This is a genomic window from Rhizobium sp. PvP014 (assembly GCF_017876855.1).
GTDB classification, from domain to species: domain Bacteria; phylum Pseudomonadota; class Alphaproteobacteria; order Rhizobiales; family Rhizobiaceae; genus Neorhizobium; species Neorhizobium soli.
Genome location: NZ_JAGIOT010000002.1, coordinates 1,430,965 through 1,445,984 on the forward strand (window position 1 = coordinate 1,430,965; position 15,020 = coordinate 1,445,984).

Sequence of the window (15,020 nt, forward strand, 5' to 3'; positions counted from 1 at the left end):
CCATCAGCCCTCCTGCCGACCGAGCACCGCTGCCCCGACCAGCCCGCCATCCGCCTGCCGAAGCGCCGGGATCACCAATGGGTGACTTATCCGGTTGAGGATGCGTTTGCGCACTGCTCCGTCCAGCAGGTCGATCAGTGCCGGAACGGAGGCCAGTCCCCCTCCGACGGGCACGACCGACGCCCCTGTCGTGTTGACCGCAAGCGCCAGGGGATCGGCAATCAGTTCCAGCCAGACGGCGATCGTCTTTTCCGCCAACGCATCGCCGGCCTGCCAGTCTTCAATGATCGTGTGACTGGTCTCGGCTCTCTCATGGAGCAGGCCGTCGATACGCTCTATCCCGCGTGCGCCGCCGACCGTATCGGCACAGCCGGACTGGCCGCAACCGCAGGCCAGGCGCGGAATGTGGATCGTCTCGCCGGCGATCTCGACGGTCGTATTGACGATCGGCCCGTGGCCCCATTCGCCGGTCACGCCGCCCGCACCGCGCACCAGCTTGCCACCAATCGCCAGACCACCGCCGATCCCGGTGCCGATGATGGCGCAGAACACGACGTCATGGCCCTTGCCGGCACCTTCACTGGCTTCGGCAAGCGTCAGGCAATCGGCGTCGTTGGCCGCAACGACCGGCCTTCCGAGCCGCGCGGAAAGTTCCGCCGCCACGGGACGTCCTGTGATGCAGGGAATGTTGGCGGCAATCGAAACACCGGTCTTGGGATCGACGATCCCGGTGATCGACAACGCCAGCGGCGTCGAGTCATTGTCTTCGACCAGATGGGCATGCCGCGCGATCAGGTCAGACAGCGCTGCCACGAACGCATCCCAGTCGGACGCGGGTGTTGGAACCCGCTCCAGAGGCTCGATGACACCAGGCTTCGGCGACACCGCGAACTTGATGAACGAACCGCCGATATCGGCACAGAATACCGGCTTGTCGTTTCCGGTCGTGAACACGTTACCTGTCAACCAATCCGCTCCTTGAGCCATTCGTGCACGATGACCTCGTCTTCCGCGTCGAGGCCATGATTGGCATCGAGTACCCGGGCCGTCACGTCGGCCCCGGCCGTCCGTAGCCTGTCCTCGATCTCGCCGGCAAGTGGGCCGTAAAAATCGTTGGTGGCGCTGATTGACAGGACCTCTGTCCCGGAAAGATCAACGACGGGGCGCTCTTCCAGCACGTTCATCGAGCGCAGCAGCACTGCCTTGCGGATCACCTCAGGGTAAAGCTGCATCGTCGCTCCGATCATGTTGCCGCCGTTGGAATAGCCAAGAAACGCCGTGCGCGCAGGATCCGCGCCATAGGCGGGACCGATATCCTCGATGAACCCGACGAAAGCCTCCACCTCGGACGCGATCTCCTTCTGGTCGAACGTCGTCTGGCTGAGCCTGCGGAAAAACCGCGGATAGCCCTCGTCCACGGAGCGGCCGCGCAAACCGATCAGCATCGCATTGGGTGCCGCCTTGCGGCCGAGCGGCAGCAGCGCCGTTTCGTTGGCGCCGGTGCCGTGCATCAGCACCAGCGTCGTGCCGTCCCAGTTGTCAGGCATGTGGACCCGATGCACGAACGGCAGGTCGCGGTAGATGACGCGTTCCTCGCCCGGCAGACCGAACTGCGGCAGCATCACCTTCAGCGCCTCGTGATCCGCCTTGAAATGCTTCGGAATGAACAGCTGGCTTCCGAGCGTCTCGACCGGTTCATCGGTGGCAAAACCCGGCCCGTCCGAGGCGAGTTCGATCAGCGTGCCGCCCGGCTCGCGCACGTAAAGCGAATGGAAATACTGCCGGTCGTGGATGTTCATCTCGCCCGCATCGGCAGCAACAAAATCTCCATACACCGCCTCGACCGCCACGCGATCCGCGGCCCGGAACGCGATATGATCGATTGCGCCCGTCCCCGGTGCTGCAGTCCAAAAGCCTGAAGCGTCGCGGACATCGACGATATCATGCGCATCCGAAACCAGCCGCTGGATGTTGCCTTCCCGGCTTCCAACAGCCAACCCCATATGCCTCACAAGGAATTTAGCAGTCTCCTGGGGCTTCTCGGAAAGAATCGTCGCGCCGTAAAGCCTGCGGACTGCGTTTTCTTCGGCGATACCGCCATCCGGCCACCAGACCCAGGGTCCCGTCTCCTCGACGCCGACGAGCTTGACGATGATACCGTCCGGATCCGTCAGCCGCAGCACGGGCTGGCCGAATTCCTGCGCAGGCCCGGATAGCTTGATGTTATATTGGAGGGCCCTCGTCAGCCAGAAGCCGATCGCTTCCGGCGAAATCTCCAGGCTGATCTCGCTCGGCGCCCCATGCCCGACCCGACCGAGCGATCCATCTTCCCAGGCGAGAAACGTCACGATCGATCCGGGCGATGCGGCACCGTCGCCGTAAAACAGATGCAACTGCTGCGCATCCTCGAAACCGGCGGTGCGTTTCACCAGCCGCAATCCGAGGAAGCCGACATAGAAGTCGACATTCGCCTGTATCTTGCGGGTGATGGCGGTGATGTGGTGCAGGCCGCTGGTCATGTCGGAATTCCCGATTGGTCTTCGATATCAGCCATATGGACGCAATTTCTGGACGATGAAAAGATGCCGTGATGGGTGCGGCCGGTGCCGCACCGTTCACAAAGCGGCACCCGTCAGGCTTCGGGCTCGAGCGACATCATCAGGTTGGCCAAGAGGGCCGTCCGCGGCGCAACGCTCGACAGCAAGATATACTCTTCGAACGTATGCGCGCCTGCGCCATCAGCGCCGAGACCATCGAGCGTGGGCACGCCAAGCGCTGCGGTGAAATTGCCGTCGGAACCGCCGCCGGTCGTGACGCCCTCCAGCGCAATGCCGAGATCTACAGCGATTTTCGCGGCCGTATCGAACAATCTCCGGCCCGCATCCGACTGCGCAAACGGTGGCCGGTTCATCTGTCCCTTGATCTCGAAACTGATATCCGGATCGACCGGCTGCATGGCGGCGATCTTCGCCGTGACTTCCGTGGCTGCCGCATCGTCGGGGACGCGCACATCCACCTGCATGCGGCATTCCGCCGGCACCGTATTGCGGCCGGTGCCGCCGCTGATCGTTCCGACCGTGACGGTGATGCCGCGCCCTGCGTCGTTCAGCGCCTCCAGATCGAGCACAAGCCTTGCTGCCGCCCGCACGGCGCTTCGTCCGTCCTGTGGCCGTGTGCCCGCATGCGAGGCCCGGCCACGCACGACGATATCGTACATCGCCACACCCTTGCGAGCGATGACGATCTTGCCGCCGTCGCGCGCCGGTTCCACCACCAGCGTATAACCGGCGCTACGCGCGCATTCCTCCATGAAGGCCCGCGACGAAAAGCTTCCGACCTCTTCGTCCGGCACGAAAACGAGATCGACCGGCATTCTGCTGCCCTTTGCAACCGCGATCTTCAACGCCTCCAGCGCCATCAGTGCACCGGACTTCATGTCGTAGATGCCGGGACCGTAAAGCTTGTCGCCCTCCTGGCGGAGCGGAAGCTGGTTATCGATCACGCCGATCGCATGCACCGTATCGAGATGCGCAAGCACCAGAACCGATTTCTCGTTGCTCCCCGCCTGCCGTGGCGATCGGACCGCGAGGATATCGCCGAACCCGAGCGTGCCCGGCAGCCGTTCGACGGAAAGCCCGGCCTTAGCCGCACTGGCCTCCACCCGATCGGCCAGGAAGTTTACCGCCGCCGCATTGCCGGAGGGCGTCTCGATCCGCACCCACTCTTTCAGCTCTTCGATCAGAGCCTCGGCATCGACATCACCAGCGGAAATAACCTGCGTCATTGAAAGCTTCCTTTGAAAAATTCGCCTGTCTCTAGCGCTCGTTGACGAGCTGGAGGATCAGCTGCTGCACATTGCCGCCATCGCCGAGTTCTACCTTGTCGAAATCCCGGTTGCGTTGCTGATGGGCGGGAAAGATGACGGCGATCTTGCTCTGGAGTTCAGCCCGTACCTTGGTGCATTTCGGATCGTTAGGCACCGAAAGCCCGATACTGGCCGCCTCGATCTGGCGCACGAGATCCTCGATCATCGCGCCGTGGACCCGCTCATGCCGGCGCACGCCGTCAGTAAACGCGTCCCATTTCTGTTGAAGCGCGGGCGACAGCTTCGAGACAAGCTTTGGCAGTGTGTAGATGATGATGATGTTGGGCCGCGCCGAAACCAGCGTGCAGGCGCCGTCCGGCTGCGGTTCGTATTTGCGCGACCAGGTCAGCTTGAAATCCGTATGGGCAATCGCCCGAACCTGGCTGCCGACCTTCGGGCCGTTTTCGCCGATCGAGGAGTAGAGCTCGATGCCGGACGTGCCTTTGACCGGATAGGTCTTCACCTGCTCCACCGGCTTCCACTGCGCCTGCGCCGCCGCCGGCCAAAGACTAAGAGCACACAACAGACCGATACACCGAACTCTCTCGCGCACTCATCACCCGACATCTGAAATCAATGCCGCAACCTAGAGACAAGTGCGGCCGCTTTCAACTGCCGCAAAGGCTCCATAAGCAAAAGCCGTGACAACGAAGCCGACTTATCATACAGGTTAACGGGAGCAGATAACAAGAGCGCAAGGAGAGACGCATGGCTGGAGAGACGAGGCTGGAGCCGGCAAAGGGTGCAGGAACGCTGGTGTCTCAGCTGACGGATACATTGCGCCAGGCGATCGCCGCCGGTCAGTTCACGGCCGGTGCGCGGCTGCCAAGCGAAGCGCAGCTGACGGAGACCCACGGCGTCAGCCGCACCGTTGTGCGCGAGGCGATCGCCGCACTCCGCGCCGACCGTCTTGTGGAAGCGCGCCAGGGAGCCGGCGTCTTTGTGCTGGAACCACGGCAAAACACCCAGCCCACGATGCTCTCGCTCAACAATATCGATCTTGCTCAGGTGTCATCGATGATCGAGCTCCTGGAGCTCAGAACCGCCGTCGAAGTCGAAGCTGCAGGCCTTGCAGCGGTGCGTCGCTCGCCCGCGCAGGAAGAAAGCATCTTCGAACACCACCACGCCGTCCGCGCCTGTCTCGAGGCAGACAAGCCGACCAGCGAGGCGGATTTTGCCCTCCATCTCGCCATTGCAGAAGCGACCAACAACCCACGTTTCCGCGAGTTCCTGACCATGATCGGCAAGCGGCTGATCCCCCGTGCGGCCCTGCGTCCGGACGATTCCGAATCCGATCAGGCGGCCTATATCGCCCTTCTCGACAAGGAGCATGACGCGATCGTCGTGGCAATTTCGGAAGGCGACGAAGAAGGCGCAAGGCAGGCCATGCGCAGCCATCTGCGTGGCGCGCAACTGCGCTACCGGACGTTGCTGCGCGAAGTTCGCCAATCTGTCAGATGACGTGTTGACACAAATTCATCATACATGTACGACAACATTGTCTGGAGGAGACACTGAGAGGATAACACTACATGACGCCTGAAGAGATCAAGGCAGCGCTTGGCGCCGGCCTGCTGTCGTTCCCTGTGACCCATTTCGATGCCGAGGGCCAGTTTCAGCCTGAAAGTTATCAGCGTCATATCGAGTGGCTTTCCGGCTTCGAGGCGCCCGTTCTCTTTGCCGCCGGCGGCACCGGAGAATTCTTCTCGCTGGCCCCCGACGAAATTCCCGCCATCGTGAAATCCGCCAAGGAAGCGTCCGGCAAGACCGCGATCGTGTCGGGCTGCGGCTTCGGCACCCATGTCGGCGTTGACCTTGCAAAGAAGGTCGAGAAAGCAGGCGCGGACGGAATTCTGCTGCTGCCCCACTACATGATCGATGCGCCGCAGGAAGGCCTGTACAAGCATGTGAAGGCGATCTGCCAGTCGGTCGGCATCGGCGTCATGGTCTATAACCGCGACAACTCCGTGCTTCAGGTCGACACGCTGCAGCGGCTCTGCGACGAATGCCCTAACCTGATCGGCTTCAAGGACGGCACCGGCGACATTGGCCTCGTGCGCCAGATTACCGCCACGATGGGCGACCGGCTGATGTATCTTGGCGGCATGCCGACGGCCGAACTGTTTGCCGAAGCCTATCTCGGCGCCGGCTTCACCACCTATTCGTCGGCCGTCTTCAACTTCGTGCCGGGTCTTGCTGTCGAGTTCTACAAGGCACTGCGTGCCGGCAATCGCACCCGCTGCGAACAGATCCTCACCGAATTCTTCTACCCCTTCATGGCGCTTCGCGGCCGCCGCAAGGGTTATGCCGTCTCGGCCATCAAGGCCGGCGTGCGCCTGCAGGGCTTTGATGCAGGCAAGGTCCGCCCGCCGCTCGATGACCTGACGGAAGAAGAAGAGCAGATCCTGCTGAAGCTCATCGGCGATCAGAAGCGGTGAACCCATGAAGATCGCTGCGGTCCGCACTCACCTTCTCGAACACCGGCTGGATGTCGCCTTCGAAAGCGCCTCGATGCGCTTCGACCGCCGCGCCCATATCCTGGTCGAGATCGAGTGCGACGACGGAACCATCGGCTGGGGAGAATGCCTCGGCCCGGCCCGACCCAACGCGGCCGTGGTGGCGGCCTATACGAACTGGCTGATCGGCGAAAATCCGCTGGAAACCGAAAAGATCTGGGCGAAGCTCTATAACGCCCTGCGTGATCAGGGCCAGCGCGGCCTTGCCGTCACCGCTCTATCGGGCATCGACATCGCGCTCTGGGACATCAAGGGCAAGCATTTCGACGTGCCTGTTTCCATCCTGCTCGGCGGCCGTTTTCGCGAGAACGTCAAGGCCTATGCCACCGGCAGCTTCAAGCGCGACGGCGTCGACCGCGTCGAAGACAATGCCCGCGACGTCGCCCGCTACCGCGACGAAGGTTTCCACGCGACGAAGATCAAGATCGGCTTCGGTGTCGAGGAAGACCTTCGCGTCATCCGCGCCGTGCGGGAAGCAGCCGGTCCCGACATGCGCCTGATGATCGACGCCAACCATGGCTATGACACAGTGGAAGCCGTCAAACTCGGCAATGCGGCGGCACAATACGATATCGACTGGTTCGAGGAACCCGTCGTGCCGGAACAGCTGGCCGCCTACCGCGAAGTGCGCGCCCGCCAGCCGATCCCGGTTGCCGGCGGTGAAACGTGGCACAGCCGGTGGGGCATGCGCGAGCCGGTGGAAACCCGCGCCGTTGACATTCTCCAGCCCGATCTTGCCGGCGTCGGCGGGTTTACCGAAGCCAAGCGCGTCGCCGATCTCGCGGCGCTGCACGGTATCCGCGTTGTCCCGCATGTCTGGGGCACGGCCGTCCATATCGCCGCCGCCCTGCAATTCATGGCAGCGATGATCCCGAGCCCGGTTCGCGTCAATCCGATCGAACCCATTCTCGAATTTGATCGCACCGACAACCCTTTCCGCCAGGCGGTGATCAAAACACCGATCGAACATCGGCACGGCGTGGTGCAGATCCCCGATGGCCCTGGTCTCGGGATCGAGATCAACCGCGATGCGCTCAAGGAATTCAAAATGCCTGAACCGAAGTCGGGAGACGTCTGATGCTTGTTCGTCCGCTCTCCGGAGACGCGCCAACGACCAAACTGCCGGCGGGCGCAGTCGACTCGCAGATGCATATGTACCTGCCGGGTTTCCCATCGCAGCCCGGTGGTCCGGGCCTTCCGGTCGGCGCACTTCCCGATGCGGACCAGTATCGCCAGTTCATGGCATGGCTCGGCATCGACCGGGTCGTCATCACGCAGGGCAATGCCCACCAGCGCGACAATACCAACTTGGTCGCCTGCCTGAAGGAAATGGGCGATGTTGCCCGTGGCGTCGCTGCAGTCGCGGGTGATGTCTCCGATGGCGAACTCGACCAGCTCGCCGAAGCCGGTATCGTCGGCCTGCGCATCATGGATCTGCCCGGCGGTGCCGTGGACCTTTCGGCGCTCGAAGCACTCGACGCCAAGGCTGCCGCCCGCGGCTGGATGCTCGCAGTCCAGTTCGACGGCAGCAATATCCTCGAGCATGAGCCACGCCTTGCCAAACTCAAAAGCCGCTGGGTGTTCGACCATCACGGCAAGTTCTTCTCCGGCGCAACGCCAGAGGGCCCGGAGATCGCAGCCGTCAAGCGACTGATGGATATCGGCAGATGCTGGTTCAAGTTCGCAGGCGTCTACGAGTCCTCGAAGTCCGGCGCACCTGATTATGCCGATGTCGCGGCCTTCTCGCGCGATATCGCCGCCTACGCGCCTGAACGCATCGTCTGGGGCAGCAACTGGCCGCACAACCTTGCACGCGAGCAGAAGGACTATCCGGACGACGTCGCGTTGACCGACACGGTTCTAAGCTGGCTGGCGGACGAAGAAGCGCTTGAGCTGGCGCTCGTGAAGAACCCGGAACAGCTGTTTGGCCTTCCGGACTGGAGTGCATCGACCAAATAAATTTAATCACCGCCGGCGCGTGGAGGCGACGGCTTTTTGGAGGAGGAAGACATGAAACTGACGAAAGCCCTCGGGCTCGCATTTTGCCTGGCGCTGGCCACCACCACGGCCCATACAAGCGTCCGCGCGCAGGAGATCACCCTGCGCTCTGCCGATATCCATCCTGATGGCTATCCGACTGTCGAAGCAGTCAAATACATGGGCGACCTCGTCAAGGAACGCACCAGCGGCCGCATCGGCGTGCAGGTGATGAACAACTCGGTTCTCGGCGGCGAGAAGGACACGATCGAGCAGACCCGTTTCGGCGTCATCGACATGAACCGCGTCAATGCCGCGCCGTTCAACAACCTCATCCCCGAGACGGTCGTTCTTGGCCTGCCCTTCCTGTTCCGCTCGACCGACCACATGCATAAGGTCGTAGACGGCCCGATCGGCGACAAGATCCTTGCCGCCTTCGAACCGCACGGCCTGATCGGTCTGGCCTACTACGACAGCGGCGCGCGCTCCTTCTACACCACCAAGAAGCCGGTCGAAAAACTGGCCGACCTCAAGGGCATGAAGATCCGCGTCCAGCAGTCCGACCTCTGGATCGCGATGATGCAGGCCTTCGGTGCCAACCCGACGCCAATGCCGATGGGCGAAGTCTACTCGTCGCTGGAAACCGGCGTTGTCGACGGTGCTGAAAACAACTGGCCGTCCTACGAATCGGCCCGTCATTACGAGGTCGCCAAGAACTATTCGCTGACCCAGCATTCGATGAACCCGGAAATTCTGGTCATGTCGAAAGTCTCCTGGGACAAGCTGACGCCCGATGACCAGAAGGTCATCCGCCAGGCCGCGAAGGACAGTGTCGTCAAGATGCGCGAACTGTGGGCTGCCCGCGAAAAGTCTTCGGAAGAAAAGGTCCGCGCCGGCGGCGTCAAGGTCATTACCGTCAACAAGGACGAGTTCTCGGCCGCGATGAAGCCAGTCTACGACAAGTTCGTGACCGACGCGAAGATGAAGAGCCTGTTGGAAGAAATCCAGGCCGTCAACTGACAGCCCTGATCGGCCGGCCCCGCCACACCGGGGTCGGCTGTGCTTTTCCGACATCGGGGAACGTGTCGGGCTTTGGAGGACGGGACAATGCGAAATTTCATGCAGGCGATAAGACCTGTTCTTAGCATGATCAGCCGATCATCATTGTGGATCGCCGGTATCGGCATGGTCTCGATGACCCTGATCGTCGGCTGGCAGGTTTTCAGCCGATATATTCTCAACGATAGTCCCAGCTGGTCGGAGCCGTTGTCGCTCTATCTGATGTCCTGGTTCATCATGCTTGGCGCTGCGGTCGGTGTTCGCGAAAGCGTCCATCTCGGGCTCGACGTTGTTCGCTACATCATGCCGCCGGCCATCCAGCGGGCCATGGACCTGCTCAGCCTCGGACTGATCGTGCTGTTTGGCATCGGCATGGCCTATTACTCATCGCTTCTGGCGATCGGGACCTGGACGGCGCGCATCCCCGTTCTCGGATGGCCCGGCGGTACGGATTTCTTTCCGATGATCGTCGGTGGCGCAATGATATCGATCTTTTCACTCGAACGTTTCATCGACGTCGCGATCGGCGAGGAAATCGCAGCGGACGTACTTGTGCAGGAGGCCGCATAATGGCCTATACCATTCTTTTCGGCGCCTTCACCTTTCTGATGATCATCGGCATGCCGATCGCATTTTGCCTCGGCATCGCATCCTTCGCGACGGTGCTCTACATCGGCCTGCCCCCGATCGTCGTCTTCCAGCAGATGAATTCCGGCATGAACGTGTTTGCCATGATGGCGATCCCGTTCTTCATCTTCGCAGGCGACCTGATGGTACGCGGCGGTATCGCCACTCGGCTGATCCGCTTTGCGGCCGGCCTGGTCGGCCACATGCGGGGTGGCCTCGGCCAGGTCAACGTGGTCGCTTCGACCCTGTTCGGTGGCATTTCCGGTTCTGCGGTGGCCGACGCTTCGGCGGTCGGCGGCCTGATGATCCCGCAGATGGCAGCTCGCGGCTATGACCGGGATTATGCTGTCAACGTGACGGCAAATGCTGCGATCATCGCGCTGATGATCCCGCCGTCCCACAACATGATCCTTTATTCGATCGCAGCTGGCGGCAATGTCTCCGTCGCCGATCTCTTCACCGCGGGCATCATTCCCGGACTGCTTCTCGCCGCCGCCTTGATGGTCACGGCCTGGTGGGTTGCCGTCAAGCGCGGTTACCCGGCGGACCCGTTCCCCGGCTTCAGGCGTGTGGGCTACTACTTCCTGGCGTCGCTCCCGGGCATCCTCCTGATCGCCATCATTTTCGGCGGTGTCCGCTCGGGCGTGTTCACGGCAACGGAAAGCTCCTGCATCGCGGTACTCTACGCCTTCCTTGTCGCGATGATCGTCTATCGCGAACTGAACTGGGATGGTTTCGTCGAAGCGGTTATGGGTGCTGTCCGCACCACGGCAATGGTCTTGCTGGTGATCGGCATGGCTGCCTCGTTCGGCTGGCTGATGGCTTTCCTGCAGGTGCAGACGCTGATCATCGCTGCGATCTCGGCAATCTCGGACAATCCGATCATCGTGCTCTTGATGATCAATATTATCCTGCTGGTGCTCGGCACGTTCATGGACATGGCGCCGATGGTGATCATCGCAACGCCGATCCTGCTGCCGGTCGTCAAGGCGTTCGGCATCGATCCCGTCCATTTCGGCGTGGTAATGATCCTCAACGCCGGTATCGGACTGAACACGCCTCCGGTCGGAACCGTGCTCTTCGTCAGCTGCGCGGTGGGCGGCATCACCATCCGCGAAGCTATGAAGACCATCTGGCCGTTCTTTGGCGCCAGCATCTTCGTGCTGCTGCTGGTCACCTATATCCCCGGCCTGTCGCTCTGGCTGCCGGCTCTGTTCAAGTAGGCCGAGGCTGTTCAAGTCGGATAGTCATCGCTCCTGAAATCAAAGGTCCCGTCCAGCACGGGACCTTTTGCATTTTGGAGATGTCAGGCTACAGTCCGGCTTTGATTTGATCCGGATATTTGCTCATGACCGATACCGTTACCGACCGCTTCCTCCGATACGTCGTCATCGATACCCAGTCGGATGCCTCCTCACCCACCCAGCCATCGACCTCGAAACAGCTGACGCTCGGCCGTCTTCTGGTCGAAGAACTGCTGGAGATCGGCCTCTCAGACGCGCATCTCGACGAACACGGCTATGTATATGCGACGGTGCCATCCAATACGGGTAAGAACAACGTGCCCGTCGTCTGCTTCTGCGCGCATATGGATACGGCACCTGACTTCAGCGGCACCGATGTCAAGCCGCAGGTAATCCGTAACTACCAGGGCGGCGATATCGCACTTCCCGGCCACGCGGGTCGCGTGATCCGCGAGAGCGAGCACAGGGAACTGAAGAACCAGATCGGCCACGACATCATCACCTCCGACGGCACGACGCTTCTCGGCGCCGACGACAAGGCGGGCCTTGCCGAAATCGTCACGGCCGCGAAATACCTGATCGACAACCCCGACATCAAGCACGGCGCGATCCGCCTCCTCTTCACGCCCGACGAAGAGATCGCCCGCGGTGTGGAAAAGGTGGATATTCAAAAGCTCGGCGCCGATTTTGGCTATACGCTGGATGGCGAAACAGTCGGCACGATCGAGGATGAGACGTTTTCTGCCGACGCGGTCGAGATCGCCATCACCGGCGTCGCGATCCACCCCGGTTTCGCCTACGGAAAGATGGAAAACGCGATCCGCATCGCCGGCGCCATCGTCGATCGCCTGCCAAAACACATGGCGCCGGAAACGACGAAAGGCCGGGACGGCTTCATCCATCCGACGGATCTGAGCGGCAGCATGGAGAAGGCAAAGATCAGCCTGATCATCAGGGACTTCGCCGACGAGGGTTTGAAGACCAAGGAGACGTTGCTCGAGGATATCGTCAAGGACGTCATGCACGACTATCCCGGTTCGACCTACACGTTCACCGTCATCGAGCAGTATCGCAACATGAAGCTGGTGCTCGACCGTCATCCTGAGATCGTCGAGAATGCGATCGAAGCGATCAAGCGGGCCGGTCTGACGCCGAAGCGCGGCAGCATCCGCGGCGGCACTGACGGTTCGAGGCTGTCCTTCATGGGCCTGCCCTGCCCCAACATCTTTGCCGGCGGCCATGCATTCCACTCCCCGCTGGAATGGGTCAGCAGCCAGGATATGGAAAAGGCGGTCGACACGATCGTTGAACTGGCCAAGCTCTGGGAAGAGCGCGCCTGAGCCTATGTACGCAACCGTACAGTCTTTGCCGACATGAACACGGATCTGGAACCTAAGCGAGCCTCGCGGGTATGAATAAAAAGCTCGCTAGGTACCCACATGCCCCGATTTTATTTCCACGTTCGTGACGGCAAAGATTTGATCGAAGACGAAGAAGGCAACGATCTTCCGGATCTTCCAAGCGCCCTGGCCGAGGCCGAGGCGTCTGCGCGCGAAATCATGGCCGACCGGTTGCGACAGGGTCGTCCTTCCGTCTCACCAATGATTGAAGTTCGCGACTACAAGGGAACGAAGGTTGGGGAGTTCTCCCTGCCCGCGGCGACAAACTGAGGTCGACTTCTACCTCAAGGGTCCGATCAGACGCTCGTATTCCCGCTCGCATTCCCCGTAGGCATCTTTGGCGAAATCCTCGAGTGCGCTACGGTCTCTGACGATGATCATGCCACGCTCGGAGTAGATCAGCTTGCGACCTTCGAGCAGATGCAGTGCCGTCGTCACGCTCGGTCGGCGGACAGCCAACATGATCGAGAGGAATTCGTGGGTAAGGCTGATCTCGTCGCCGTCGGTCCGATCGTGACACATCAGGATCCACCGGGCCAGACGTTCGTCGATGTGATGGACGGCGTTGGACAGTGACGTGTAGGCCCCCTGGACCGACAGGGCCTGGCTGTAGCGCGTCAGAAGGTTGAGACAGGCGCGATCCTTCAAAGCCAGCTTCAACTGATCTGAGGCCAGACGGTAACCACGGCCCTCCACTTGCATAAAGATCGAATAGGGGTCCGATTCCGCGTCAAGGACCATCGCCGTGGGGGTCATTCCGTCGCGACCAAAAATTCCGATCTCAGCATGCTGCCCTTGTGGAGACCTCGCCACAATCGAGGCGATACCGGATTCCGGGAAATAGGCGTGCAGGGGCGTTTCGTTCGGAGCCGATAGCTCGGTTCCGCGCGGAAGATCGACATGTTCGAGATGCGGCGCAATTGCTTCGAAGCTTTCTCGGGGCATCAGCCGGAGAAGCGAATTCCGGACCGTATCTTTCTGAATGTCACCCATCGCCAACCCTTGAAGGCAGAGACCAGCCTGCTCGGCCTATGGAGATATCTCCGCCTGAATAGAATGATTCCATCTATGTCCATAAAATAAGCGAGACAACCCGCTTCCCAACGTCGGTACGCTATCAGACCAACGGACAAAGTCCGAAGCAAATTGATTAGAACGAATCCGCGCTTTCAACACAGTGACCCTTTGGAACTGGTTTGTCGAAACATATGATTTTATTGCTTGAAGATCAGCCGCTCATTTCGTTGGATATCGAGGACGCGCTCGGGGCTGCTGGGCTGAATAACGTTATCAATCTGCGCTCGAAACAAGCTGCGCTGGAATGGCTGCAGAAGAATGTTCCGAGCATTGTCATTCTCGATCTTCATCTGACCGATGGTGATTGCTACGCGGTCATCCAGGTGTTGCATGACGCTCGCATCCCATTCGTGGTCTACTCGGGCAGTGAAAAGCCGCAGGACTGGGAAAACGAGCTCTTCAGCGATGGCGTCTGGATTGACAAGCCGGCCGATCCAGCGTTCGTCGTTTCCGTCGTCGAGCAGAAGCTCGCCGCGGTTTCAGCCAGAGCTTAGACTGACGCTGACATCTCCATCACGCGCTGATATTCAACCTCACCTCCGCCATAGCAGTCGGCTGCGAGTTTCTCTAGCGCCGGACGGTCTCGCACGACAATCGTTCCCCGATACGAATGGATCATTTGCCGACCTTCGAGTACATGCAGCGATGTCGTTACACTCGGACGCCGGACGGCAAGCATGATTGCCAGGAATTCGTGCGTGAGGTTGACTTCGTCGCTTCCAGTGCGGTCGTGACACATCAGGATCCATCGGGCCAGACGCTGCTCGATCGTCTGGGTGGCATTGGTCAGCGCAGTCAGAGCAACCTGCACCGAAGAAACATGCGCCCACCGGAAAAAGACCCGGCGTATCTCCGGCCTGCTCCAGATGAGGTCAACCAGCTGCCCCACCTCAATGCGTGCGCCGTGCCCCGGAACCTGCATGATGACCTTGTACGGGTTGCGATCGGATCCCAGTATCGCCGACGCGGGAGACATGCCTTCCCGCCCGAACAGTCCGATCTCGGACTGCTTGCCGCGCGCAGAGATCGCGACGGTCGACCCGATCCCGGAATAGGGGAAATAGCAGTATCGGTCGACTTCGTCCGGCCCGGAAAGGAGCATGCCCTGCGGCAATTCGAGCTCCTCCATGCAGCGTTCCGCGTGCGAGTAGTCGTCCTCGGACAACAGGGATAGCAGCGTGTTGGGTGATCGCATTGGTTTTCACCCGTCCTCTGTGATCGTTACCCTGTTATATTTGGATCACGAAGTCGATCT

General features: G+C 60.9%; 16 protein-coding genes. 10 read left to right on the plus strand and 6 right to left on the minus strand.

Translation table 11 applies throughout. The annotated features are described in order from the left end of the window. Positions 1–3: 3 nt before the first annotated feature. From J3A65_RS11520 to J3A65_RS11535, 4 genes are all read right to left on the minus strand, one after another. A complete protein-coding gene (locus J3A65_RS11520) occupies positions 4–966 on the minus strand; it encodes an ROK family protein (protein WP_245341521.1) in 963 nt (320 codons plus the stop codon). Then, the gene (locus J3A65_RS11525; protein ID WP_209901301.1) at positions 963–2,519 is read right to left on the minus strand and encodes a VOC family protein; all 1,557 of its coding nucleotides are present in this window, start codon (positions 2,517–2,519) and stop codon (positions 963–965) included. The genes J3A65_RS11520 and J3A65_RS11525 overlap by 4 nt, the downstream gene beginning before the upstream one ends. A gap of 113 nt (positions 2,520–2,632) precedes the next feature. After that, complete coding sequence (locus J3A65_RS11530; protein ID WP_209901303.1) at positions 2,633–3,784, minus strand: M20 family metallopeptidase; 1,152 nt, start codon at positions 3,782–3,784, stop codon at positions 2,633–2,635. Positions 3,785–3,815: 31 nt separating this feature from the next. Continuing rightward, on the minus strand, positions 3,816–4,388 hold the full coding sequence (locus tag J3A65_RS11535; protein WP_210311718.1) for a DUF922 domain-containing protein: 573 nt from the start codon (positions 4,386–4,388) through the stop codon (positions 3,816–3,818). 185 nt (positions 4,389–4,573) lie between these two features. Here J3A65_RS11535 and J3A65_RS11540 point away from each other — a divergent pair, with 185 nt between their 5' ends. The 9 genes from J3A65_RS11540 to J3A65_RS11580 all read left to right on the plus strand — a co-directional run bounded on the left by J3A65_RS11540 (position 4,574) and on the right by J3A65_RS11580 (position 12,958). Next, entirely contained in the window at positions 4,574–5,326 is a 753-nt protein-coding gene (locus tag J3A65_RS11540) for a FadR/GntR family transcriptional regulator (RefSeq protein WP_092660568.1), read from the plus strand. 71 nt (positions 5,327–5,397) lie between these two features. Further along, positions 5,398–6,303 carry a 5-dehydro-4-deoxyglucarate dehydratase gene (gene kdgD, locus J3A65_RS11545; RefSeq protein ID WP_062581182.1) on the plus strand — a complete coding sequence of 302 codons (906 nt, stop codon included), beginning with the start codon at positions 5,398–5,400 and terminating at the stop codon, positions 6,301–6,303. 4 nt (positions 6,304–6,307) lie between these two features. Beyond that, on the plus strand, positions 6,308–7,459 hold the full coding sequence (locus J3A65_RS11550; protein ID WP_209901305.1) for a mandelate racemase/muconate lactonizing enzyme family protein: 1,152 nt from the start codon (positions 6,308–6,310) through the stop codon (positions 7,457–7,459). Continuing rightward, entirely contained in the window at positions 7,459–8,340 is an 882-nt protein-coding gene (locus J3A65_RS11555) for an amidohydrolase family protein (protein WP_209901307.1), read from the plus strand. Before J3A65_RS11550 ends, J3A65_RS11555 begins: the two co-directional genes overlap by 1 nt. A gap of 51 nt (positions 8,341–8,391) precedes the next feature. Then, the gene (locus J3A65_RS11560) at positions 8,392–9,378 is read left to right on the plus strand and encodes a TRAP transporter substrate-binding protein (RefSeq protein ID WP_062456018.1); all 987 of its coding nucleotides are present in this window, start codon (positions 8,392–8,394) and stop codon (positions 9,376–9,378) included. A gap of 87 nt (positions 9,379–9,465) precedes the next feature. After that, the gene (locus J3A65_RS11565) at positions 9,466–9,987 is read left to right on the plus strand and encodes a TRAP transporter small permease (RefSeq protein ID WP_062456015.1); all 522 of its coding nucleotides are present in this window, start codon (positions 9,466–9,468) and stop codon (positions 9,985–9,987) included. Further along, positions 9,987–11,267 (plus strand): TRAP transporter large permease, encoded by a 1,281-nt coding sequence (locus J3A65_RS11570; protein WP_062456012.1) that lies wholly within the window; start codon positions 9,987–9,989, stop codon positions 11,265–11,267. The genes J3A65_RS11565 and J3A65_RS11570 overlap by 1 nt, the downstream gene beginning before the upstream one ends. 125 nt (positions 11,268–11,392) lie before the next feature. Further along, positions 11,393–12,628 carry a peptidase T gene (gene pepT / locus J3A65_RS11575; protein ID WP_209901309.1) on the plus strand — a complete coding sequence of 412 codons (1,236 nt, stop codon included), beginning with the start codon at positions 11,393–11,395 and terminating at the stop codon, positions 12,626–12,628. A gap of 99 nt (positions 12,629–12,727) precedes the next feature. Beyond that, positions 12,728–12,958, plus strand: coding sequence for a hypothetical protein (locus J3A65_RS11580; RefSeq protein WP_062456007.1), 231 nt, complete (start codon positions 12,728–12,730; stop codon positions 12,956–12,958). Positions 12,959–12,967: 9 nt separating this feature from the next. On the opposite strand, the gene J3A65_RS11585 is transcribed toward J3A65_RS11580, so the two are convergent. Then, positions 12,968–13,681: a Crp/Fnr family transcriptional regulator gene (locus J3A65_RS11585; RefSeq protein WP_062456004.1), complete on the minus strand. Its 714-nt coding sequence runs from the start codon at positions 13,679–13,681 to the stop codon at positions 12,968–12,970. A 203-nt stretch (positions 13,682–13,884) separates the two neighbouring features. On the opposite strand from J3A65_RS11585, the gene J3A65_RS11590 reads away from it, so the two are divergent. Beyond that, positions 13,885–14,259: a response regulator gene (locus J3A65_RS11590; protein WP_192077058.1), complete on the plus strand. Its 375-nt coding sequence runs from the start codon at positions 13,885–13,887 to the stop codon at positions 14,257–14,259. On the opposite strand, the gene J3A65_RS11595 is transcribed toward J3A65_RS11590, so the two are convergent. Beyond that, the gene (locus J3A65_RS11595) at positions 14,256–14,960 is read right to left on the minus strand and encodes a Crp/Fnr family transcriptional regulator (RefSeq protein WP_062581192.1); all 705 of its coding nucleotides are present in this window, start codon (positions 14,958–14,960) and stop codon (positions 14,256–14,258) included. The two genes, J3A65_RS11590 and J3A65_RS11595, sit on opposite strands and share 4 nt — an antisense overlap. Positions 14,961–15,020 lie beyond the last annotated feature (60 nt).

Bases quoted from the DNA above. Each gene is read 5' to 3' on its own strand.
- J3A65_RS11525 (WP_209901301.1), bottom strand. From the start codon at position 2,519: ATGACCAGCGGCCTGCACCACATCACCGCCATCACCCGCAAGATACAG.
- J3A65_RS11530 (WP_209901303.1), bottom strand. From the start codon at position 3,784: ATGACGCAGGTTATTTCCGCTGGTGATGTCGATGCCGAGGCTCTGATC.
- J3A65_RS11540 (WP_092660568.1), top strand. From the start codon at position 4,574: ATGGCTGGAGAGACGAGGCTGGAGCCGGCAAAGGGTGCAGGAACGCTG.
- kdgD (WP_062581182.1), top strand. From the start codon at position 5,398: ATGACGCCTGAAGAGATCAAGGCAGCGCTTGGCGCCGGCCTGCTGTCG.
- J3A65_RS11550 (WP_209901305.1), top strand. From the start codon at position 6,308: ATGAAGATCGCTGCGGTCCGCACTCACCTTCTCGAACACCGGCTGGAT.
- J3A65_RS11555 (WP_209901307.1), top strand. From the start codon at position 7,459: ATGCTTGTTCGTCCGCTCTCCGGAGACGCGCCAACGACCAAACTGCCG.
- J3A65_RS11560 (WP_062456018.1), top strand. From the start codon at position 8,392: ATGAAACTGACGAAAGCCCTCGGGCTCGCATTTTGCCTGGCGCTGGCC.
- J3A65_RS11565 (WP_062456015.1), top strand. From the start codon at position 9,466: ATGCGAAATTTCATGCAGGCGATAAGACCTGTTCTTAGCATGATCAGC.
- J3A65_RS11570 (WP_062456012.1), top strand. From the start codon at position 9,987: ATGGCCTATACCATTCTTTTCGGCGCCTTCACCTTTCTGATGATCATC.
- pepT (WP_209901309.1), top strand. From the start codon at position 11,393: ATGACCGATACCGTTACCGACCGCTTCCTCCGATACGTCGTCATCGAT.
- J3A65_RS11580 (WP_062456007.1), top strand. From the start codon at position 12,728: ATGCCCCGATTTTATTTCCACGTTCGTGACGGCAAAGATTTGATCGAA.
- J3A65_RS11585 (WP_062456004.1), bottom strand. From the start codon at position 13,681: ATGGGTGACATTCAGAAAGATACGGTCCGGAATTCGCTTCTCCGGCTG.
- J3A65_RS11595 (WP_062581192.1), bottom strand. From the start codon at position 14,960: ATGCGATCACCCAACACGCTGCTATCCCTGTTGTCCGAGGACGACTAC.